The organism is Ruegeria sp. O6 (assembly GCF_056535045.1).
The window spans coordinates 45,596-66,661 of the sequence record NZ_JBQERM010000013.1 but is presented as its reverse complement, the minus strand read 5'-3'; the positions used below and the strand labels follow the sequence as shown (position 1 = coordinate 66,661).

Here is a 21,066-nt window from a genome sequence, read left to right as displayed (position 1 = left end):
GCCTTGGGTGGCAGGCCGGTGAGTTTGGCGGATCTGTCAAACGAGGAAAGGGCGGGCGAGGGGCCCGCCCTTTCCGGTTTAGGTTGCGAACCCCTCAGGTGACGTGGTTCGACCGGTTGTGGACATTGAACTTGCCGGTTGGCGCGTAAAGTCCGTCAATCCGACCGATCTCTTCCAATGTCTTGGCGTCGAAGATCACAATCTGACCGTTGGGTTCCTTCGAGTCCGACAGGTTCCACTTGGAAACCCAGACCTCGGTACCATCGGCGTTGAATTCGAAGTGAACAGCGGCGCTGCCTTCGTCTTCGGTGATCTGGATGGTTTTCACGATCTCGCCGGTCTCTTTCGAGATGACCTGAACCGATTGTTGAATTTCCGGCTCGGGGTGTTTGGTCTGATCAGCCCAGATGTAATCCGAGTTCGGGTGGGTGCGGACAAACAGGCCGGGGCCGTCGGTTTCCACCTCGTAACAGGTTTTCCACGCCTGATCCGGGTGGCCTTCTGGGTCGTTGCCCCAGACTGTCACGGTACCGACACCCAGATGGGTTGTGCCCGCCACAGGTCCGCAGTTCGGGTCAATCCAGTTCGCGCCCGGGCCGGGGTGCGGCAGGGCAGCGGTGTCGATCATAGCCTCAAGCTTGTGCGTTTCGGTATCGACAACGACCATCTTGTTCGATGCGTTTGCCGCGATCTGGAAGTACCGGCCTGTCGGGTCGAAGAACCCGTCATGCAGGAACTTGGCCGAGTTGATCTTGTCAATCCGCAAGTTGTCGAGGTCGGTGTAGTCAACCTGCCAAAGCTGACCCAGCTCTTTCACGGCAACGATCCAGGTGGGTTCGTTCGGCGTGGTGTAGATAGCGGCCACACGGGCTTCTTCCACATACTCACCATCTACGTTTGTGCCACGGGTCGAAACGACTTTGACCGGCTCCATGGTCTGCGCATCAACGATCGCAAAGTGAGGCGGCCAGTACCCACCACCGATGACGTATTTGCCGTCACCGGACACGGCGACATCGCGCGCGTCATAGGCGATCTTGACTTCCGAAACCAGCATCTTGTCCGGCGTTTGCCAGAGGTCGATCTTGGTCATCTTGCCGTCACGGCCCATTGTGTACCAGAAACGTCCAGGTGTTTCGGGTTCGGTGATGTTGTGATGTTCCGAAGCCTTCAGGACGTGCACGGCATAGCCGGTCGGAATATGCGTCAGCACTTCTTTCGTGTCACCGTCGATGACGGCAACCTTGCCCACATCGCGTTCGATGACGACAAAGAAGTTTTCCCAGTTGCGGCCGTGAAGCGGCTCGGTCGGGTAGTCTGCTTCTTCGACGTAAACCTTGCGGGTTGCCTTCATCTGTTCCAGCGACATTTCAGGCGGCTTTGGGGCCTCCATCATGATGTATGTCGCCATATCCTTGATTTCCTGCTCAGACATGATGTCCGAGAAGTTGTTCATCCCGCCTTCAGTTCCCCAGGCGATGATTTTCTCAAGGCGTTCCTGACCCAGTTTCAGGGTGCCGCCTTCGGTTACGGTGCCGTCGGCTGCGGTCTTCTTCCAATGCGGTTCCAGGTTTTTACCGGTAGCGCCTTTGCGCAAAACCCCGTGGCAGCCTGCACATTGTTCAAAGTACAGTTGTTTCGAAGCTTCAAAGGCTTCGTCGCTAAGTGTTGGCTCGTCGGCAAAAGCTGGAGCAGCGACGCTGCCCAACAACATTGCCAATCCGACCCCAAATGCGCGGCCGGTCTTGTTGTAGCTGATTCCAAGTGACATGATCACTCTCCATTTGCGTGGTGAGGCAATGCGGAGACTGATCCATCACGGGATTGTCATCCTTGACCAAAGTCAACGGGCGCGGCGCTAACTTTGTTCTTTGGACAAAAACCAGGTGCAGATTTCACCAATAAAACCTGTTTTTTTCACACATGTTTATGGCGTCTTGATTTCGGTTAAGTGCCCCAATCCCGTCGGACGGTACTGCTTGTTGAACGATAAGATGAGCCATGGAGAGCAGGCATGTCATCTGCAATATCGCGCATTTTCAGCGAAGGATTTCGGATATTTTTCCTTTCCGCCGGTCTTTATGGTGTGTTTGCCGGTGTCGCCTGGGGTGTTTGGCTGGCCTCACTGGATGGGCTTTTACCTTATGACGAGCAAAGTTATGGAATGCCCCCGGTCATGTGGCATGCCCATGAGATGATTTTTGGCTATGCAACGGCAGCACTGGGTGGGTTCTTTCTGACGGCAGTTCCGAACTGGACCGGCACGCCCGAAGTGCGCGCGCGCTTTGTCACGATTGTAGCGCTGATCTGGATGGCGGGGCGGCTGGCGGTGTGGTTTTCAGGATCGCTCTCTCTGATCACCGTCGCGATTGTCGACCTGAGCTTTGTCCCGATCCTTGTCCTGAAGATTGCCAGCCAGCTGATACGCAGGCCCAAGCCACAGAACATGATATTTCTGTATCTCCTGAGTTTGGTATGGGTGGCCAACCTGATGGTTCATCTGGAATGGATTGGTATCACCACAGACACGTTGAATACCGGGGTGCGCGCAGGGCTGCTGACCTTGTGTTCTATGATAGCGATACTGGGGGGACGGATCACACCAGCCTTTACGCGCAATGCAATGAAACGCGACGGTGTACCCGAAGCCCTGTGGCCGGTTTCAAATGCGCCGCTGGAAAAGGCCGTGATGGCGCTTGCCCTTGTGCTGCCGTTGTTGGTGCTGAGCTTGGGCAGTGTTTCCTTGGCGGGTATCTGCGCGTTGTTGCTGGGCGGCGCCCAGCTGATGCGCATGGCACGGTGGAGAGCGGGTTGGGCGCTGCGGCAGCCGATCCTGATTGCTTTGCACCTGGGCCTGATGATGCTGGCCCTTGGGTTGTTGCTGTGGGGGTCTGCCGTCATCGGATATGGTAATGAGATCGGCGCGCTGCACATTTTGGGGATCGGGTGCGTTGGTGGCATGACCCTTGCCGTCATGAGCCGCGCCGCCCTTGGCCACAGTGGCCGCCCCCTTGTTGCACCGTCGCCTATGGCGGTCGGATACGGACTTATGGCGGCGGCGGCTTTGGTCCGCTGGCTGGGGTCCGGGCTGGCAGGTGGCTATATGGTGGCCATGCTGACGGCTGACGGGCTTTGGATTGCCGCAATTGGGTTGTACCTGTTTGCCATGTGGCCGGCGCTGACAGGCCCGCGCGCAACAAAGCAGGGCTGACCCGTTCGTTTCGCCGCGGCTTGCCGTTTCAGGATATCAAGGGGCGTTCGTTCTTGACGTGACGCTGGACGAGCGCGCGTGCGCGTCTTCCTTTTGCGGGTATTTGCCGCGCAGCCTGAGGGACGTGCCCCGGTTCAGCCAGTTCCGGAAACAGAGTGAAGATCTCCTCTCGGGCGTCAGGGTGAACGCTGGACAGGGCCTGCGCACCAGTGAACAGGCTCTCTGACGGGGCCCCTTCCGCGTAGATGATTTCATGACGGTCGAACAGCAAATGGAAATACGTGACTGACACGGTTTCGTCTGCGACACAGATTCCGGGGCTGGCAACAAGTATGTGGGCCGGAACAAGGATTTCTTCGGTGTCAAACATTCTGACGGCGATCCGGGATCGAACCAGCATACGGTGCTGTGGCGAAACAAGCAGGTCGCGCCGTGGTACCCGATCGCCTAATGAACCGGCCTCGATCCGAATGGGTTTCAGCCTGGGACGGGCGCGAAGCGCCGCTTGATCCAGATGCCGCGTTCCGATCCAACGTACATGTTGTGACCCGTTGTCGGCAGTCATGACCATGTCACCCACCTTCAGATCCTCGATGGGCATCGGACCTTCTGGCGTCATGATAAGTGTTCCGGCAGTAAAGCACGGCACGTCAATGATGGCAGCCGGGTCAGTTGTGTCGGGCGCATTGGTCGGCGTGACGTTCACGATGTTCATCGAGTAGGTCGTACCGGGCACAAGAGGTTCAGAGGTAATATAGCCGCCCAATACGCCGTCAACTTCGACGCGATATACAGTAATTGTGCCCCCGCCTGGTTTGGACAGAACGTAGGATTCTTCCAGGTATATTGGGCCGCTTAGAAAGGTGGTCGAACCATCGAGGGTGGTGATAGTACCGGTCTGCGTCAGGTCATCACCGTCTTCGTTGTCAAAGCGGTCACCGTTGAAAACATTCCCTGTATCGGGGATAGGTGGTCCGCCGCCGTTTTGAATAAAACCACCGGCTGCGTCAGTCACGCTGAACAAACGACGATCCGTGTCGGGATCAAAATTGACATCCAACGTAACCGTGTCCGGCCCAATCGTATTCACCGTGATGACACCGGGTGTATAACCGATATAGGAATAGTTCGCCATTTTTGCCCATCAATCTTTGAAGCGGAATTTTCACCTTTTCTCAGGTGGTTGATTACGTCCGGTATATCAAGAAGTCGACGCGAAAGTGTTCACAATTGCCTCAGATTTCAAGGCGACCCTAAGGTCATTTCGTTATTCTCGGTGTTTGCGGATCTCTGATCTCGTTCCTGAGGATACTTTAGAAGTCTTGACTTTCGTTAAGGCAGCCCTGCGACCCGCACGTCATGTTGCCTGCACTAGCTAATCTGCGCAAAGGAGAGCGCGATGCGAGAAGTCATGACAAAGAGCATGGCTCGCAACATATTCTATGGCGGGTCACTGTTCTTCATCCTCATCTTTCTGGCTCTATCAGCCCATTCACATCTGTATATCGTCAATTCCGAAAATGCCGCGAAGCTCGACGAAAGTGTGGTTCGGGGCAAACATGTTTGGGAAAAACACGCCTGTATCAACTGCCACACGATCCTTGGCGAAGGGGCGTACTTTGCCCCTGAGGTCGGCAATGTGATGACACGTTGGGGCGTGTTGGACGACCCGGAATCGGCCTTTGAATCCCTCAAGGGCTGGATGGAGGCACAACCCACCGGCATTCCCGGTCGTCGGCAGATGCCGCAATTCAACCTCAGCGACGAAGAGATCCGGGATCTGACCAACTTCCTGATCTGGACGGACAATATCGATGCTCAGGACTGGCCGCCCAACGAGGCTGGCTGAGAAGGGGAATGGAGCAATGAAATATGAATCCCAAAAAATCGCCTATGCCTACTTTGCGGTAGCCATGGCGTTGTTCGCGATCCAGGTGATCGGCGGCCTGCTGGCCGGTCTGATCTATGTGTCGCCTAACTTCCTGAGCGAGCTTCTGCCGTTCAATATCGTGCGGATGCTGCACACCAACTCGCTGATTGTCTGGCTGATACTGGGCTTCTTCGGGGCGGCCTATTTCCTGATCCCGGAAGAGGCCGAGCGTGAAATCCATTCGCCCAAGCTGGCCTATTTGCAGCTGATCATTCTTGTGGTCGGTACGTTGGGCGTGGTTTTGACCTATGTCTTCAACCTGTTCGAAGGCAACTGGCTGCTGGGCAAAGAGGGGCGCGAGTTCCTTGAGCAACCCAAATGGGTCAAGGCCGGTATCGTCGTTGCCGCACTGATCTTCCTTTACAACGTGTCCATGACCGTTCTGAAGGGCAAGAAGACTGCCATCACCAACATCCTGTTGTTGGGTCTGTGGGGTTTGGCGCTGCTGTTCCTGTTTGCCTTCTACAACCCGGGCAACCTGTCGCTGGACAAGCAATACTGGTGGTATGTTGTCCACCTGTGGGTCGAAGGTGTGTGGGAACTGATCATGGCGTCGATCCTGGCGTACCTGATGCTGAAGCTGACCGGTGTTGACCGCGAGGTGGTGGAAAAATGGCTATACGTCATCGTCGCCGCTGCGCTGTTCTCGGGCATTCTTGGAACAGGTCACCACTACTATTGGATCGGTACCCCCGGTTACTGGCAGTGGATCGGTTCGATCTTCTCAAGCCTCGAGGTGATCCCGTTCTTCGCGATGATGGCCTTTGCCTTCGTCATGGTCTGGAAAGGCCGTCGTGACCACCCCAACAAAGCCGCTCTGCTGTGGTCGCTGGGTTGCGCAACGCTTGCCTTCTTCGGTGCCGGTGTCTGGGGCTTTCTGCATACGCTGCACGGGGTGAACTATTATACCCACGGTACGCAAATCACTGCGGCCCATGGTCACCTGGCCTTCTACGGCGCCTATGTCTGCCTCAACCTTGCGATCTTCAGCTACGCGATGCCGATCCTGAAGAATCGTGATCCTTACAATCAGGTGCTGAACATGGGCTCGTTCTGGCTGATGACCAGCGGTATGGTCTTTATGACCTTCGTGTTGACCTTCGGTGGTACCGTGCAGACTCACATGCAACGTGTGGTCGGAGACTACTTCATGGACGTACAAGACCAGATCGCAATCTTCTACTGGATGCGTCTGGGTTCCGGTATCGTCGTGGTCCTTGGTGCGCTGCTGTTCATCTACTCGATCTGGGTTCCCCGGAAAGAAGTCATTGAACCCGGCGCAGCTGAAACCCCTGCGGAGTGATGGATATGGACGGTTCCATGAAACTGAATGAGGGGGCGGCAAACGCCCCCTTCTACCTGCCCCAAGGCGATGAATGCGATGTATTTGCCGCAGCGTATAACAACGATTTGCCAGTTCTTCTGAAAGGTCCGACGGGCTGCGGCAAAACCCGCTTTGTCGCCCACATGGCCGCAAAACTTGGCCGCCCGCTTTATACCGTAGCCTGCCATGACGATCTGGCCGCCGCCGACCTGATTGGCCGTTATCTGCTGAAAGGCGGGGAAACCGTCTGGGTTGATGGCCCCCTGACCCGCGCGGTGCGCGAAGGCGCAATCTGCTATCTCGATGAGGTGGTCGAGGCCCGCAAGGACGTTACTGTTGTTCTGCACCCGCTGACCGATGACCGGCGCATCCTGCCAATCGATCGCACCGGCGAAGAACTTGAGGCCGCACCCGGCTTCATGCTGGTCGCCTCATATAACCCCGGATACCAGAATATCCTGAAAACCCTGAAACCTTCGACCCGGCAACGCTTCATCTCTTTGGAGTTCGATTTCCCGTCCGCACAGATGGAAGCCGAAGTGGTCGCGCAGGAAAGCGGTCTGCCGCTGGAACGTTGCAAGCCGCTGGTGCGGCTGGCGGGCAAGCTGCGCGGGCTCAAGGGTCAGGATCTTGAGGAAGGCGTCTCCACTCGTCTGGTTGTCTATGCCGCGACACTGATCGCACAGGGCATGTCCACCGACCGCGCCATCCTTGCCGCCATGATCGAACCTCTGACAGATGACGAGGATATCAAACGCGGGCTCCTCGATCTTGTTACGGCTGTCTTTGGGTGAGGCCAGCCAATGGTCAAGATCGATTTTGAGCCATGGGAACCCGAAGAAACGATCGGGAAACTGTGGCACACCCTTGCCAGCCGCCTCGATGCACCACAGGTGCACGATGGAGCCGCGGTCGACCTTTCTGAGGTCGCGGGGCGGCTGGCCGTCCTCTTTCGAGGGCTGGGCGGTGGTCCGGGCGTAGAATTGCGCCCGGTCTCGCCCGAGGTTTCACACCACCGTCTGGGTTGGCGTCGTCGTCTGGCAACCGAGGCAGAACTGATGCCACGCGCCTCGTTCGATGGTGAAGTTCTGCGCCTACCGGACCGTCTGGCGGTTTTTCCGGCCCGCGAAGCCAACGGCGCGTTGTATGTTTGGCTGGCCGCCGCGGCTGCCCATGCCGGAACGCGAATTGATGAAGACGACCCGCTGCGCGCCGACCTGCGCGCGTTGATCGCCGCGCAGAGCATGGTTGATGCGACCCTGGACGACGCCCCCGGCCTGCGCCCACTTTATACCGAACTTTGCAAGGGCGTGCTGCATCAGCGCGATATCCCCAATCTGCCACCGACTGAGGACGCAGTCGAAGAGCTGATCCGCCATAAGTTGGGTGACCCTCAACCGCTGTCGGCGAAAGCCGAGCAGCTTCTGACACTGGACGAGGACCTGATCGCCCCTCGCGGCTATCAGCCTATGCGCCCGGTTCCCCTGTGGCCTGAACTGCGCGCAGTTGGCTTTTCCGAACATAACGAGGTGGAAAACCCCGAAACTGAAGGTCCACCCGAGGAATCCGGTGAGAAAACCCACCGCGCCCGTCGTCGCAAATCGGATCAGGCCGAGCGCAGCGACAGTTTCATTCTGCATAAGTTCGAAGCCATCCTCAGCTGGGCCGAGTTCCTGAACATCAACCGCCGCATCGACGATGATGATCCCGACAATGCCAAGAAAGCGGCCGATGATCAGGAAGAAATTGGCCTGGGTCAGATATCAAAAGCCCCCCCAACGCGGCTGAAGCTGCACCTTGATCTGGCACCCGAGGATGTGAACCGCGAGCGTCTGTCCGGTCGCATCCTCTATCCCGAATGGGACGTGCGATCGGGCCGGTATCTGCCAGATCACGTCAACGTCCTGCTGTCGGATGCGGATATCCGCGACGACGCTGCCGCCTTCGGCAAGGACCCTGCCACCGCCCGCCGCATCCGCGCGGTCAAACGCCAGTTCGAGGCGCTGCGCCCCGGTCGTGTGATGACACGCGGCCATCTGGACGGTGACCAGCTGGATATCGAAGCCGCCGTGCGTGCCGAAACCGACCGCATGGCCAGCGGCGAAAGCAACGACCGCATTTGGCAACAATCCCGCCCCGAGGCGCGCGACCTGGCAGTCTCGATCCTGCTGGATGTCAGCCGGTCCACCGAAAGTGCCGTAACCGGCCGCGCCGTGATCGACATTGAACGTGAAGCTCTGGCCGCTTTGGCCTGGGGCCTGAACGCCTGCGGTGACGATTTCGCCATTCATGCCTTCAGTTCGCTGAAACGCCAGCGCGTTTATATCCAGCGATGCAAACGGTTTGATGAGCCGATGGGTGCCAAAGTTGAACAACGTATCGCGTCGCTGCGACCAGGCCATTACACGCGGCTTGGGGCCGCGATCCGTCACTGTTCAAAGGATCTGGCAAGTCAGACCCGCAAACGCCGCCTGTTGCTGGTGATCACCGATGGCAAACCCAATGACCTTGACCATTACGAAGGGCGTCACGGTATTGAAGACACCTGCATGGCCGTGCGTGAGGCACGCCGCGCCGGGCAATCGGTTTTTGGTGTCACCATCGACAAAACCGGCAAAAGCTGGTTCCCCCGCATGTTCGGACAGGGCGGTTTCGCTGTTATCCCAGACCCGCACCGCCTGACCATGGCGTTGCCGCAAATATATCGCCAATTGGTCGGTGCATGAGCGAAACCTCCTTCATCGACGAGCTTCCGGGCGAATTGCTGATGTGGGTTCTGATTATCAGTGAGCTGCTGGTTTTTGGTGCCGGGCTGATCGCGTTCATGGGCGTTCGCCTGACCGACCCTGCAGGCTTTGCCGAGGCGCAATCGCATCTTTATCGAACAGATGCAGCCTTTAACACTGCAATACTGGTCACATCTGGCTACCTGGCCGCGCAGGCCCTGAACTGGCGCCGCGCAGCATTCCGGTTCAAGGCCAGGCTTGCCCTGACAGGCGCGGCCGTACTTGGGATCGCATTCCTGGTTATCAAAAGCGTGGAATATGCTGGAAAGGCGGGGCAGGGCATTACCTATGAAACCCACCCGTTCTTCATGTTCTACTACCTGCTGACAGGATTTCACGCGGCGCATGTTCTGGCCGGGGTGGGTATTCTGTTGCTGGTCGCGTGGCGCGATGATCCTCGTAACATCGAGGCGGGCGCACAGTTCTGGCACATGGTCGATCTGGTCTGGATCCTGCTGTTTCCCGTGATTTATCTTCTGGGATAAACAATATGCCGGCAACTTCATCTTTTGCTAAATACTCCCGCCGGAGGCGTCCGAACTCACTCACCGGCGCGTGGCTGGCGCTTTTGGCGCTCAGTCTGGCTTCAACGCTTTTGACCCTGATGAAAACGCCTGACGCACTCATTGCAGGCGGTATCCTGCTCCTTGCCCTGATCAAAACCCGTGTGATTCTGGCCCGATATCTGGACCTGGCTGAAAGCCCGGGCTGGCTGCGAGGCTTCACCTTGGTTCTGACGGGGTTCTCTGCTATGATCTTCGCACTTTACCTGATCTGAAAAAAGCCGCCCCTAAAAGGGACGGCAGGTTACCAAGCAAAGGGACGCTTAGGTTATTGTGCGGCCATTGGCATCCGCGCGATCTGACAGCGCTGCCACAGCGCCGACAGGGCGCCCACCAGATGATCGATGTCCTCATCCGTATGAACGGGTGACGGCGTGATCCGCAGGCGCTCGGTTCCTTTTGGAACTGTTGGGTAGTTGATCGGCTGAATGTAGATGCCAAACTCCTCAAGCAAGGTGTCTGAAATGAATTTGCACTTCACCGGGTCGCTAACCATCACCGGGATGATATGGCTGGGGTTGGGTAAATGCGGAATGCCCTCGGCGTCCAAACGGGCGCGTACCTGCGCCACGCGAGTCTTTTGCAAGTCACGCTCTGCACTTGAATGCTTCAAATGCCGGATCGATGCGGCAGCGCCGGCTGCAATCGATGGGGGTAGGGCAGTCGTGAAGATGAAGCCACTGGCAAAGCTGCGGACAAAATCACACAGCGCGGCTGAGGCCGCGATATACCCACCAACCACGCCGAACGCTTTGCCCAATGTACCTTCGATGACCGTCAGGCGATCCATCAATCCATCGCGTTCAGCAATCCCGCCACCGCGCGGGCCGTAAAGGCCGACGGCATGAACCTCGTCCAGATAGGTCATCGCGCCGTATTTGTCAGCCAGATCGCAGATTTCCTTGATGGGAGCGATATCGCCATCCATGGAGTAAACCGATTCAAATGCGATCATTTTGGGTGCGTCGGGATCCGCTGCGGCCAATTTGGCGTCCAAATCCGCCAGATCGTTATGTTTCCAAATCACCTTCTGGGCACGCGAATGCCGGATACCTTCGATCATCGAGGCGTGGTTGAGCGCGTCAGAAAACACGATCAGCCCGGGAATTCGCGCGGCCAATGTCCCCAAAGCAGCCCAGTTCGACACATATCCCGAGGTGAACAGCAACGCGGCTTCTTTCTCATGCAGATCAGCTAACTCAGCCTCAAGCAGAACGTGATCATGCGTGGTGCCCGAGATATTGCGCGTACCGCCAGCGCCTGCTCCGCAGCGATCCAGTGCGTCGTGCATGGCAGAGATCACCGAAGGGTGCTGACCCATGCCCAGATAGTCATTTGAGCACCAGATCCGCACATCCCGCTGAACCGGCCCGTCGGTTTGACGCGCGTTCGGAAACGCGCCACGACGGCGTTGCAGGTCGATGAAAATCCGGTAGTTGCCTTCGTCTTTCAAAGTGTCGAGGCTCTGGCTGAAAAATTGCTCGAAGTCCATCTGGCGTGCTCCCCGGATAACTGAAATTTCGTTGAACCTATGCCAGTGGCGCCCGCCCTTACATGACAATAGTCAAGTTGGAGACTGAGAAAAGGGTGGCACCCCCGCGCTGGCTTTGGCATAGCATATCTCGGGGTTGATCATCCGGGGGTGTTCCCGGAGCGGACGAATAAGGGGCTGCCTTCTTGTCACACGAGGCACAAAAGATAATTGCGCGGCAGTCACTGCTCTTGCGAAGCCTGCCAGAGCAACATGTCGATACTCTGCTGCGTCAGGCCGTCTGGCGGCAATACGACCGGGGCGAGACGATCTTTCTGCAAGAGGAAGAGGCCAAGGCCGTACATGTTGTACTGGCTGGTTGGGTCAAGCTGTTTCGCATTTCCCCGACCGGTGCCGAAGCCGTGGTGAGCGTTTTCACGCGTGGTGAAAGCTTTGGCGAAGCCGTTGCGCTGCGCAATGTGCGCTATCCCGTTTCGGCCGAGGCGGTATCTCCCTGCGAGATCATGCACATCCCAAGTCCGGTGCTGCTGTCGCTGATGAAGCAAGACCCGGAAATCTGCGTATCGATCCTGGCGGCCACATTCACGCATCTGCATTCCCTGGTGGCGCAGCTCGAACAGCTCAAAGCCCAGACCGGTGCGCAGCGTGTCGCGGAATTCCTGCTGAACCTGTGTGATTGCGATGCCGGCCAGTGCGAAGTTGAACTGCCGTATGACAAGATGCTGATCGCCGGGCGTCTGGGGATGAAACCCGAAAGCCTGAGCCGCGCGTTTTCGAGGTTGAAACCAGTTGGGGTTAAGATCAACCGAAACCACGCGGAAATTGCAGATATGGATGTATTGCGGAATTACGCGGAAAGCGACCCGAGCGAGAAATAGAGCCGCGTGACGGTTGCTCTGTATAGTAAACTGGCCATTCCCGGTCTGCGATCTTTCCGGCAATCACTATCTTTCCTATTCTTGCTGGATATGCCCTATCGGGCGTGATGCTGAATGGGTGAGTTGATGGAACACAGGCATGACGATTGAACAGCTACTGGCCGGTTTTCCCCGCGCGAGACTGATGACAGCTGCTACACCGATCGAACGGCTCGACCGTCTGTCCGACCAGCTTGGTCTGGATCTGTGGATCAAGCGGGATGATCTGACAGGGTTGAGCTTTGGCGGCAACAAGACCCGACAGCTTGAATTCTATATGGGCGAGGCACAAAAACAGGGGGCAGATACCATTCTGATCACCGGCGCTGTGCAATCCAATTTCGTGCGCACGGCTGCCATGGCTGCATCGAAGCTTGGGATGGAGGCCGTGCTTCAATTGGAAGAGCGTGTGCCGGATATGGGAGAACATTATTATTCCTCGGGAAATGTACTTCTGGCCCGGCTTCTGGGTGCCGAGCACATGCACTACGATACCGGAGAAGACGAGGCCGGGGCCGACAATGCCCTTCACGCGCGGGCAGATCAGCTGATCGCTGAGGGCCGAAAACCATATGTAATTCACTTGGGCATCGATCATCCGCCCTTGGGGGCGTTAGGTTATGTGGCCGGGGCTGCCGAACTACTGGATCAGATCGCCGATTTCGACGTGGCGGTGGTGCCATCCGGCAGCGGTTCGACCCACGGCGGGTTTTTGGCCGGGCTGCGGCTGGCTGGCAACACGGCACCTGTTTATGGCATCTGCGTTCGCCGCGACCGCCACCAGCAACATGCGCGGTTGCAAAAGGTATTGGAACGGTTGGCGGGTATGATGAAGTTTGACCCGGCTCTGGTCATGAATGACATCCTCACATGGGACGGCACATTGCCCCCTGGATACGGGCGGATAGGTCCGTCCACACGGAGGGCGCTTGAACAGATGGCGCGTGCCGAGGGTGTTTTTCTTGATCCGGTCTACTCGGCCAAAACCTTTGCAGGTTTGTTGGAATTACTTGAAAACGGCACAATTCAACAGGGCCAGAAAGTTGTGCTGTTGCATACGGGTGGGCAACCCGCGCTGTTCGCATATCAGGAAGAGCTGTTCCCGGCCTGAGAGCCATCCGGGAAGCCACTGTAGCGGAAGTCGCGCTTGGCCAGCCAACTCGTCGTTTCGAAGCGCGCGACGCGGTTTCACGTGACCTATGTCAATGACAGTACCGCGGATGTCGTGTCGGTTGAGCGAGCCTAGCCCACCTTAGAATGGATGGAAGGCATGTTCGCAGAGTTGGAGGCTGGATATGGCTGATGGATGCGGCTGTGATCGACACGCGCATATGTATCTGAGCGTGGATGAGGCCCTGCGCCGGGGCCTGTCCGCTGCTGATCCGATCACAGAAACGGAAACGCTGCCTTTGGCCGCTGCAATTGGGCGAGTATTGGCCTGCGACTGTTTCAGCAAGGTCGATATGCCCGCTTTCGACAATTCGGCAATGGATGGCTATGCGGTTCGAACAGCCGATCTTGGCGATACCGACCTGTTCCAGATGCCGGTGGCGGGTCGCATCGCGGCGGGGGACAGCGGATCTCATGCTGCACCTGTGGGTAGCGCGCTGAGGATTTTTACCGGAGCGCCCGTTCCCTCTGATTACGACGCCATCGTCATGCAGGAAGATTGTGATTTTGTGGAGGGACAAATTCGCTTCAGCCGCCGTCCAAAGCCCGGGCAACATATCCGGCGTGCCGGTGAAGACCTTCGTGCCGGAGCGCCGATCCTGCGGCGCGGCTGCGAGATTGGCCCGCGTGAGGTGGCAGCCCTTGCTTCCGCCGGGTATGGCGAGGTCGTGGTCCTCCGCAAGCTGAAGGTTTTGATCTTTTCAACCGGCAGTGAATTGCGCCAACCGGGTGAGCCCCTTGGGCCGGGGCAGATCTATAATTCGAACCGTTACATGCTGCTTGCGCTGTTGCAGAAGCCTTGGATTGAACTCACGGACCGGGGGCAGGTTGAAGATGATCCCGAGCTTTTGAAACAGGTCTTGTTGGACGCGACTGAAACCTCTGACCTGATTATCACAACCGGTGGTGTTTCTGTCGGCGATGAAGATCATATGCCGCGTCTGTTCACCGAGATCGGTGGCGTGACGGATGTGATGAAAGTCGCAATGAAACCGGGCAAGCCCATCATGTTCGGTCGGCGTGGCCGTGCGCTTTACATCGGTCTGCCTGGTAACACGGTTTCTGCTTTTGTGACCTGGCAAATTTTCGGATCGCAGATGATGGCGCGCCGCGCCGGTCTGCACCACACACCGCACGCAGCCGTACAAGCAGTTCTGTCGGAACCTTTGTACCGCACCGCAGGCCGACAGGAATATCGCCCGGTTCAGATTGACGGTCACACACTGGACGGACGGCCCCGATTGCGTCTGATGGAGCCGTCCTACAGTGGTCGTGTTGCTTTGCTTGCGCAAGCGGATGGATTGGCGATCATCCCGGCAGAAGTGACGGAATATCCCGAAGGGCAACGCCTTGAGCTATTGCGGTTTTAAGCCCTAAGCGCTTTTCCTGCGGCATCAAAGGGCGGTTCATGCAGGATTGTGGCCCTGTGTGGGCGCCCCAGAACCATAACCTCGACCTCATCACCTGGCTGGGCATTTTTTACATATCCCAAGGCCAACGACATTCCGACGGTGTAGCCATAGGTGCCTGAGGTCACCCGACCGATCCCTTCACCGTTCTTGAAGATCGGCTCGCCACCTGTTGCATCCGCGTTGGACGCTGTCACATCCGTTTCGTTAAGGTGCAGGATCACCAGGTCTTCCCGAGCTGGGTTCTGCAATACTTTCTGCGCAGCTGCCTTGTTGAGGAAGTCCTTTTCGAATTTGCAGAGGCGATCAAGATCCACTTCATGCGGCCAGTATTCCGGGCTGTATTCGCGGCTCCAAGACCCATAGCCCTTTTCGACCCGCATAGACATCAGTGCCCGACTGCCAACAGGGCCAGCCCCGAACTCTTTGCCTGCCTCAAGCAAGGCATTGTACAGCCGGGCCTGATCTTGGGTGTCGCAATGCAGCTCCCACCCCAGATCGCCAGTAAAGGAGACGCGCAGGGCAAGGACCTGGACTCCCGCCAGCTCGATCTTGGCGGACCGCATGAACGGGAAATCTTCGGTTGCCAGCGATGTGTTGGTCAGACGTAGCAGGATGTCGCGGGACCTGGGGCCGGCCACGTTAAAGCCGCACATCGCTTCGGTTTTGCTTTCGAAAGTGGTGCCTTCAGGCAGCGGAACCTGTTTGAAAAAGCGTTTGTGATACCGTTCTGCCATGCCCGAACCAATCACCCAGAACTCGTCATCAGCCACGCGGGTGACGGTAAAGTCGCCTGCAATACCGCCGCGTTTTGAAATCAGTGGGGTCAGACAGGACCGACCAACGGTTTTCGGCATGGTGTTTGCAAAGACGGCATTCAGCCAGTCTGCTGCACCCGGACCCTTGCAGACATATTTGGCGAAGTTCGAGATATCGATGATCCCGGCACGGTCGCGCAACATCCTGCATTCCTCACCCACAGGTCCCCACCAGTTCTGACGGGTAAAGCCATTGGTGTCTTTGGTGCCGGGCGTTGCGGCAAACCACAGCGGATGTTCCCAACCGGCGTTCAGGCCAAAAACCGCGCCCATGGCTTTCTGCGCCTCATAGATCGGGCGTACACGTGCCGGACGACCGGCGCTGCGTTCTTCATTGGGGAAATGGATCGCGAACCGATGACTGTACTGATCTGCCACGCGCGCTTTGGTGAACGCCTTGGTGGCCCAGCTGTCAAAACGCGCCAGATCCCAGGCGAACATGTCGTATTCCGTTTCACCCTCGATGATCCACTGCGCCGCCATCAGGCCCATGCCGCCCGATTGCGAGAAGCCGGGGATGATACCGTTGCAGCAGAAATAGCCGTCGACCTCAGGCACCGGCCCCATCAGAACATTTGAATCCGGTGACCAGATCATCGGGCCGTTGATGACACGCTTGATCCCGGCTTCACCAACCGCAGGCAGGCGTTCGATGGCGTTCATCATGTTCTCTTCGATCCGTTCCAGATCATCAGGGAACAGGTCGTGGGCGAAATCCAGCGGCGTGCCTTCTTCGGCCCAGAACCTCATATCTTTCTCATAAGCACCGACCAGCAGGCCGTTGCCTTCCTGACGCAGGTAATACTCGCCATCCCGGTCTGACACAGATGGCAGGCGGGTGCCGTGGCTTTTCACATCCGCCATGGATTCGGTTACGAAATACTGGTGCTCTGTAGGTTGCAGCGGCAGTTCGATTCCGGCCAGTGCCGCAACCTCGCGCCCCCACAGGCCCGCTGCGTTCACCACCCAGCGTGTCCTGATGTCACCTTTTGGCGTTCTGACGATCCAGCTGCCATCCTCCTGCTGCTCGGTTGCAGTGACCGGCGTGAAACGGTGAATCTGCGCCCCGCGTTGACGTGCGCCGACCGCATAGGCGTTGGTCACGCCCGACGGGTCCACATTGCCGCCATCGGGCTCGAACATCACGCAACGGATGCCGTCGTAATTGACCAGCGGGTTCAGCTTTTGGGCTTCTTCGATGCTGATCTCATAGAAATTCATGCCATACAGTCTGGCCTTTGCGGCCTGTAGCTTCAGCTGATGTTCGCGCTCTTCTGTCTGGGCCAGGTATAGCGAGCCGGGCTGGAATACGCCGCAGCTTTGACCGGTTTCAGCTTCCAGCGCTTTATACAGGCTCATCGTGTAATGCTGGATGCGGCTGATATTGGTACTGTCGTGCAATCCGTGAATGTTGGCGGCTGCGTGCCATGTTGACCCCGAGGTCAGCTCGTCCCGCTCTAACAGAACAACATCCGACCATCCCAGTTTGGTCAAATGATACAGGATCGAGCACCCGATCACTCCTCCGCCGATGACCACGGCCTGAGCTTCGTTTCGCATTTTGGCTATCTCGCGCGTTTTCGTTCGCGCTTGTTCTTTCATGAAGACTGACCCATCGACAATGTCGACAAAATTCGAGATCGAATGAAGTCAGCTAAACTCAAATTTGGAGAATGCCTGACGGCGCAATACGCTTAAGCAAACGAATTCGTCAGAACGTCAATCGGTGTGCGCGGCCACGTTCAAACAGCTTTAGGTTCAACTCATCTGCTTCCGGCGCGCCATATTCCAACGCAAACACAAATGCGTGGGTCAGGTAAAAACACGAGGCTTCATGATCCTGACGTTGTTCGGCCAGAATCGCCGCTTGGTGATACAGCCGGATCAATGCGGGTACATCTTTTTCCGCATGGGCTCGCAAGAGTTGTTTATCGAGTTCGTTCAGATCCACTGTGATCCTTTCAGCGAATTCACACCGGCTGCCCAATACTAAAGAAAAGAATGCAACGCCGTCCCGTCTATAGTGTTTGCAACCGACCCGCGATCTGGTCAGTCAGGCCTAACCAGATCGACTTTTCAGGATTGCTTACGCTTCAGCGCGGGCTTTTTCGATCTGCGTGGCCACCCAATGGTGAAAACAATGGGTCGGGCCGTCCATCGCGGGCGAGAAACGACCGCCATCGAATTTCACGCCGTGACGGCCTTTCTGCATGCCTTCAACCACAAAGACGTCTTCCTCGAACACCGTCTTCCATAGTTGCGCGTTCTTGGCACGCAGTGCTTCGTGTTCGGGCGCGTCTTCGGGTTTTTTGGCGTAGTAGAGCTCAATCCGTTCGTTCGAACGCTCATGCGTGATCGGATCGATGAGGAAAGCAAAGCCGTGGTCACGCTGAACACCCAGCAGGGTATTCGGGTAAACGACGATATATTCCGCGCCGTCAGTCCACTGCTCACTCAGATTCTCGAAATCATCCAGCTTTTCGCCATCGTGACCCTCGAACTGGCGGTAGACATAGGTGCCCTGACCCGAATACTTGCCCAGTTCGTTGATGTTGTAGTGATCTTCCAGACGCGAATAGCTGTTCAGGCCGGGATGAACCCAAGGCAGGTGATAGCTTTCGCAGTAGTTCTCAACAGCCAGTTTCCAGTTCGAGTTCAACTCAAGATAAACCGATGCGCCAGCGCCACCGTGATACATCGGTTGATCGAATTCTTTCCAGCGTTCCATCAACTCGCCATGGACATCTTCGAATTCCGGCGCGTCGCCGCTGACATTGACAAAGATAACATCCCGCCAGACATACGAGCGGATGCGGATAAGGCCCAACTCGGCGAAATCTAGATCCTCATGGGTGTTTTGCCCAGGGCCCCCGACATGAGGGGCGGTCCGCAGTTCACCATTCAAGCCATAGCACCAGCTGTGATAGGGGCAGCGGATCGCGCCGCGGATTTTTTGCGGCTTGTCGACCAAAATCATGCCGCGGTGGCGACAGGTGTTCTGGAACACGCCGATCTGACCGTCGCGATCGCGTACCATCAACAGCGGCACACCCAGGAAATCGATCGGATACGCATCTCCCGCCTCTGGAATGTCTTTGCCAAAGCCGATGCCGGACCAGTTCGCAAACAAGACCGCATCCCGTTCTTCGGCAAAAACTGCGGGATCAATATAATGCTCGTTCGGCAGACCCTTTGCGGTATTTACCGGTGTCAGAACAGACGAAAGCGGTGCGTGCTTGTTCATCGGCCACTCCTGAGTGATTTGAATGAGTTTATCGCTGCATCCATTGGCGGCCGAGGCCGCCCACGTTCAATACTAAAAAACCTAATGGCAAATTGAGGCAGGCTAAACCGAACCTTCAGACAGTTCGTTAAGCAACCAATTCTTGAGAGCCAGCGCTCCTTCCGAAAGCTGATCGTCCGGACGACCGACAAGATAGAAATTATCCGGGGCGGGTAGGCTGAATTCCTCTAATGCGACGAGTTTCCCTGATGCGAGCATGGGCTGGACCAGACGTTTCCACCCCAGCGCAAGACCCGCCCCTTTACGCGCCACCTGAAGGGCAAGCGCATAGCTGTTCACCCGCGATTCCACCGGAACAACCCCAGAAAACCCGAGGTCGTGGAACCAGGATGACCAGGTCGTCCAGGTGCTGTCCTGCGTTTCAAGATGGATCAGCCGCCGCTGCACGAGGTCTTCAAGACTGGCCCCTTTAAGGTCCGCGGCCATCTGGGGGCTGCAAACGGGTGTCAGGATATCGCGATACAATTTCGTGTGCGTGAGTTGCGCGTTCGCGTCCCGGCCATAGCGGATGAACAAGTCGATATCCGGCCGGTCCGTGAACGCCTTGTCCTGCGCCATCTGGTTCACTTTCACGTGCGGATAATCCTGCCAGAACCGGATGACAGACGGCGACAGCCAAAGTGCGGCGACTGCAGTGGTTGATCCAACGGTTACGTGGTTCTCGGAATCATTGCTGCGAATCTTTTCAAGTGCCTTTGAAATCTGCCGGAACGAAGTGCCGAGTGCCTCAAACAGGTCTTGCCCATCCTCGGTCAGTTCCACGCCGCGGTGCTTTCGGACAAAAAGGGCCGCGCCCAGCTCGCTTTCCAGCGCCTTAATCTGATGACTGACGGCACCAGGCGTCACGGAAAGCTCGCTTGCGGCTTCCTTGAAACTGAGATGCCGAGCGGCGGCTTCAAAGGCCGATAGTGTCGTAAGTGGAGGAAGGTTGTAGTGGCGTCGAGACATGGAGGTTTGTTGGCTTTTGAACTCTGGGTGAGCTCAATTCACCCGAATGTTAGAAATTTTGCAATTGAAATCTATCTTTTTTCCTGTTGTTTGCTGAAAGACGCAGAATGTACGCCACGTGAGACCGAACAGGACAAGTGATGGATACTCAAGTTGCCCGCCTTGTGCGAAAAACACCACTCAGTCCCGACACCTCTGATTTCTGCTTCGAGATCGAAAGCGGGCGCTTCACCAGCCTCGAGCCCGGGGCGCATGTGGACATCCATCTTGAAGACGGTCTGATACGGCAATACTCGCTGTGGAGCTGGAGCCAGGATGGACGCCTGATCAACGTGGCCGTCAAACGCGAAGACGAAGGGCGAGGCGGGTCACTGGCGATGCATGACCTGCAAGAGGGCGCGACCGTGGAAATTGGCGGTCCCCGCAACCATTTCAAACTCGAAAGCCATGATCGGCACGTCACTTTGATCGCTGGCGGTATCGGGGCCACACCATTGGTTGCAATGGCACGTGAGTTGCTGAACCGAGGGCAGGATTTTCGTGTCTACTATCTTGTTCGTTCGAAAGAATACGCGGCGATGGATGCGCAATTCCGGGCGCTTGGACTGGATGAATGGTATCATTTGCATTGTGATAACACAGACGGGGTATTCGATCTGAGATCGGTCATGCAATCGATGCCGATGGGCGCAGACGTTTATACCTGCGGCCCGGAACCGATGCTGAATGCGGTACTGGAAGCAGGTGCCTTGCTGCGTGGCGGCGCGATACACTTTGAACGGTTCGCCGCCGCGTCGGACATTGAACATGCCCCGAACGCCGATTTCCAGATCGAGATCCAGTCGACCGGCGCGGTCTATCCCGTTGGCAAGGACCAATCTATTCTGGAGGTTTTGCAGGCCAATGGTGTGCAGGTTGATTTCGGCTGCTCCGAAGGGCTTTGCGGAACCTGTATCGTTGATGTCGTGTCCGGCGAAGTTGATCATCGCGACGGTATACTTACTCCGCAAGAGCAGGAAACGCATGAGTTCCTGTGCACATGCGTTTCGCGGGCCAAGTCGGACAAACTGGTATTGAAACTGTAGAAGGAACCACAATCACGCCCTTTACTTGTTCTCGCTAACACGTGTTTCGAGTAACCGAGAGCGTCGTTTCGAGTAGCATAAGGGTCGGATTCTTGGGTGAGCTGCCCTA

Annotated in this window: 18 protein-coding genes; 11 read left to right on the top strand and 7 right to left on the bottom strand. The window is 57.0% G+C overall.

Annotation, left to right across the window (positions count from 1 at the left end; all coding sequences use genetic code 11):
• Positions 1-94 precede the first annotated feature (94 nt).
• Complete coding sequence (locus tag ACR0DY_RS15780) at positions 95-1,771, bottom strand: cytochrome D1 domain-containing protein (RefSeq protein WP_480484314.1); 1,677 nt, start codon at positions 1,769-1,771, stop codon at positions 95-97.
• A 243-nt stretch (positions 1,772-2,014) separates the two neighbouring features.
• Here ACR0DY_RS15780 and ACR0DY_RS15775 point away from each other — a divergent pair, with 243 nt between their 5' ends.
• The gene (locus tag ACR0DY_RS15775) at positions 2,015-3,211 is read left to right on the top strand and encodes an NnrS family protein (RefSeq protein ID WP_480484315.1); all 1,197 of its coding nucleotides are present in this window, start codon (positions 2,015-2,017) and stop codon (positions 3,209-3,211) included.
• Between the two features lie 28 nt (positions 3,212-3,239).
• Here ACR0DY_RS15775 and ACR0DY_RS15770 read toward each other — a convergent pair whose 3' ends face one another.
• Positions 3,240-4,346 (bottom strand): Hint domain-containing protein, encoded by a 1,107-nt coding sequence (locus tag ACR0DY_RS15770; RefSeq protein ID WP_480484316.1) that lies wholly within the window; start codon positions 4,344-4,346, stop codon positions 3,240-3,242.
• Positions 4,347-4,610: 264 nt separating this feature from the next.
• Between ACR0DY_RS15770 and ACR0DY_RS15765 the strand changes: the two genes are divergently transcribed.
• From ACR0DY_RS15765 to ACR0DY_RS15740, 6 genes are read left to right on the top strand one after another with little or no spacing between them, the layout of a single operon-like run.
• Positions 4,611-5,060 (top strand): c-type cytochrome, encoded by a 450-nt coding sequence (locus ACR0DY_RS15765; protein ID WP_209597154.1) that lies wholly within the window; start codon positions 4,611-4,613, stop codon positions 5,058-5,060.
• 16 nt (positions 5,061-5,076) lie between these two features.
• A complete protein-coding gene (locus ACR0DY_RS15760; protein ID WP_209507056.1) occupies positions 5,077-6,444 on the top strand; it encodes a cbb3-type cytochrome c oxidase subunit I in 1,368 nt (455 codons plus the stop codon).
• Positions 6,445-6,449: 5 nt separating this feature from the next.
• Positions 6,450-7,259 (top strand): AAA family ATPase, encoded by an 810-nt coding sequence (locus ACR0DY_RS15755; RefSeq protein WP_480484317.1) that lies wholly within the window; start codon positions 6,450-6,452, stop codon positions 7,257-7,259.
• Positions 7,260-7,268: 9 nt separating this feature from the next.
• Complete coding sequence (locus ACR0DY_RS15750; protein ID WP_480546670.1) at positions 7,269-9,191, top strand: nitric oxide reductase activation protein NorD; 1,923 nt, start codon at positions 7,269-7,271, stop codon at positions 9,189-9,191.
• Entirely contained in the window at positions 9,188-9,736 is a 549-nt protein-coding gene (locus tag ACR0DY_RS15745; RefSeq protein ID WP_480898679.1) for a cytochrome c oxidase subunit 3, read from the top strand. The genes ACR0DY_RS15750 and ACR0DY_RS15745 overlap by 4 nt, the downstream gene beginning before the upstream one ends.
• Positions 9,737-9,741: 5 nt before the next feature.
• On the top strand, positions 9,742-10,029 hold the full coding sequence (locus tag ACR0DY_RS15740) for a cytochrome C oxidase subunit IV family protein (RefSeq protein WP_480484319.1): 288 nt from the start codon (positions 9,742-9,744) through the stop codon (positions 10,027-10,029).
• A 53-nt stretch (positions 10,030-10,082) separates the two neighbouring features.
• Here the strand turns inward: ACR0DY_RS15740 and hemA are convergent, their stop codons facing one another.
• Positions 10,083-11,306, bottom strand: coding sequence for a 5-aminolevulinate synthase (gene hemA, locus ACR0DY_RS15735; protein ID WP_480546672.1), 1,224 nt, complete (start codon positions 11,304-11,306; stop codon positions 10,083-10,085).
• A gap of 185 nt (positions 11,307-11,491) precedes the next feature.
• Between hemA and ACR0DY_RS15730 the strand changes: the two genes are divergently transcribed.
• The 3 genes from ACR0DY_RS15730 (at position 11,492) to ACR0DY_RS15720 (ending at position 14,763) form a co-directional block, all read left to right on the top strand.
• Positions 11,492-12,184 carry a Crp/Fnr family transcriptional regulator gene (locus tag ACR0DY_RS15730; RefSeq protein ID WP_267365173.1) on the top strand — a complete coding sequence of 231 codons (693 nt, stop codon included), beginning with the start codon at positions 11,492-11,494 and terminating at the stop codon, positions 12,182-12,184.
• Positions 12,185-12,323: 139 nt separating this feature from the next.
• Complete coding sequence (locus ACR0DY_RS15725) at positions 12,324-13,334, top strand: D-cysteine desulfhydrase family protein (RefSeq protein ID WP_480484321.1); 1,011 nt, start codon at positions 12,324-12,326, stop codon at positions 13,332-13,334.
• Between the two features lie 184 nt (positions 13,335-13,518).
• Positions 13,519-14,763: a molybdopterin molybdotransferase MoeA gene (locus ACR0DY_RS15720; protein ID WP_480484322.1), complete on the top strand. Its 1,245-nt coding sequence runs from the start codon at positions 13,519-13,521 to the stop codon at positions 14,761-14,763.
• Here ACR0DY_RS15720 and ACR0DY_RS15715 read toward each other — a convergent pair.
• The 4 genes from ACR0DY_RS15715 to ACR0DY_RS15700 form a co-directional block, all read right to left on the bottom strand.
• Positions 14,760-17,180, bottom strand: a complete 2,421-nt coding sequence (locus ACR0DY_RS15715; protein ID WP_480898675.1) for a GcvT family protein — start codon at positions 17,178-17,180, stop codon at positions 14,760-14,762. The two genes, ACR0DY_RS15720 and ACR0DY_RS15715, sit on opposite strands and share 4 nt — an antisense overlap.
• A gap of 151 nt (positions 17,181-17,331) precedes the next feature.
• Positions 17,332-17,571 (bottom strand): hypothetical protein, encoded by a 240-nt coding sequence (locus ACR0DY_RS15710; RefSeq protein WP_480507929.1) that lies wholly within the window; start codon positions 17,569-17,571, stop codon positions 17,332-17,334.
• A 135-nt stretch (positions 17,572-17,706) separates the two neighbouring features.
• Complete coding sequence (locus ACR0DY_RS15705) at positions 17,707-18,864, bottom strand: aromatic ring-hydroxylating oxygenase subunit alpha (RefSeq protein ID WP_480898671.1); 1,158 nt, start codon at positions 18,862-18,864, stop codon at positions 17,707-17,709.
• A gap of 102 nt (positions 18,865-18,966) precedes the next feature.
• Positions 18,967-19,872, bottom strand: a complete 906-nt coding sequence (locus tag ACR0DY_RS15700; RefSeq protein WP_480898669.1) for a LysR substrate-binding domain-containing protein — start codon at positions 19,870-19,872, stop codon at positions 18,967-18,969.
• 140 nt (positions 19,873-20,012) lie between these two features.
• Here ACR0DY_RS15700 and ACR0DY_RS15695 point away from each other — a divergent pair, with 140 nt between their 5' ends.
• Positions 20,013-20,957: a PDR/VanB family oxidoreductase gene (locus tag ACR0DY_RS15695; protein ID WP_480546676.1), complete on the top strand. Its 945-nt coding sequence runs from the start codon at positions 20,013-20,015 to the stop codon at positions 20,955-20,957.
• Positions 20,958-21,066: the final 109 nt, after the last annotated feature.

Excerpts from the sequence above, each read along its gene's own strand:
- ACR0DY_RS15725 (WP_480484321.1), top strand. The coding sequence starts at position 12,324 with ATGACGATTGAACAGCTACTGGCCGGTTTTCCCCGCGCGAGACTGATG.
- ACR0DY_RS15780 (WP_480484314.1), bottom strand. The coding sequence starts at position 1,771 with ATGTCACTTGGAATCAGCTACAACAAGACCGGCCGCGCATTTGGGGTC.
- ACR0DY_RS15705 (WP_480898671.1), bottom strand. The coding sequence starts at position 18,864 with ATGAACAAGCACGCACCGCTTTCGTCTGTTCTGACACCGGTAAATACC.
- ACR0DY_RS15700 (WP_480898669.1), bottom strand. The coding sequence starts at position 19,872 with ATGTCTCGACGCCACTACAACCTTCCTCCACTTACGACACTATCGGCC.
- ACR0DY_RS15775 (WP_480484315.1), top strand. The coding sequence starts at position 2,015 with ATGTCATCTGCAATATCGCGCATTTTCAGCGAAGGATTTCGGATATTT.
- ACR0DY_RS15720 (WP_480484322.1), top strand. The coding sequence starts at position 13,519 with ATGGCTGATGGATGCGGCTGTGATCGACACGCGCATATGTATCTGAGC.
- ACR0DY_RS15770 (WP_480484316.1), bottom strand. The coding sequence starts at position 4,346 with ATGGCGAACTATTCCTATATCGGTTATACACCCGGTGTCATCACGGTG.
- ACR0DY_RS15695 (WP_480546676.1), top strand. The coding sequence starts at position 20,013 with ATGGATACTCAAGTTGCCCGCCTTGTGCGAAAAACACCACTCAGTCCC.
- ACR0DY_RS15760 (WP_209507056.1), top strand. The coding sequence starts at position 5,077 with ATGAAATATGAATCCCAAAAAATCGCCTATGCCTACTTTGCGGTAGCC.
- ACR0DY_RS15765 (WP_209597154.1), top strand. The coding sequence starts at position 4,611 with ATGCGAGAAGTCATGACAAAGAGCATGGCTCGCAACATATTCTATGGC.
- hemA (WP_480546672.1), bottom strand. The coding sequence starts at position 11,306 with ATGGACTTCGAGCAATTTTTCAGCCAGAGCCTCGACACTTTGAAAGAC.
- ACR0DY_RS15715 (WP_480898675.1), bottom strand. The coding sequence starts at position 17,180 with ATGCGAAACGAAGCTCAGGCCGTGGTCATCGGCGGAGGAGTGATCGGG.
- ACR0DY_RS15750 (WP_480546670.1), top strand. The coding sequence starts at position 7,269 with ATGGTCAAGATCGATTTTGAGCCATGGGAACCCGAAGAAACGATCGGG.
- ACR0DY_RS15755 (WP_480484317.1), top strand. The coding sequence starts at position 6,450 with ATGGACGGTTCCATGAAACTGAATGAGGGGGCGGCAAACGCCCCCTTC.
- ACR0DY_RS15745 (WP_480898679.1), top strand. The coding sequence starts at position 9,188 with ATGAGCGAAACCTCCTTCATCGACGAGCTTCCGGGCGAATTGCTGATG.
- ACR0DY_RS15740 (WP_480484319.1), top strand. The coding sequence starts at position 9,742 with ATGCCGGCAACTTCATCTTTTGCTAAATACTCCCGCCGGAGGCGTCCG.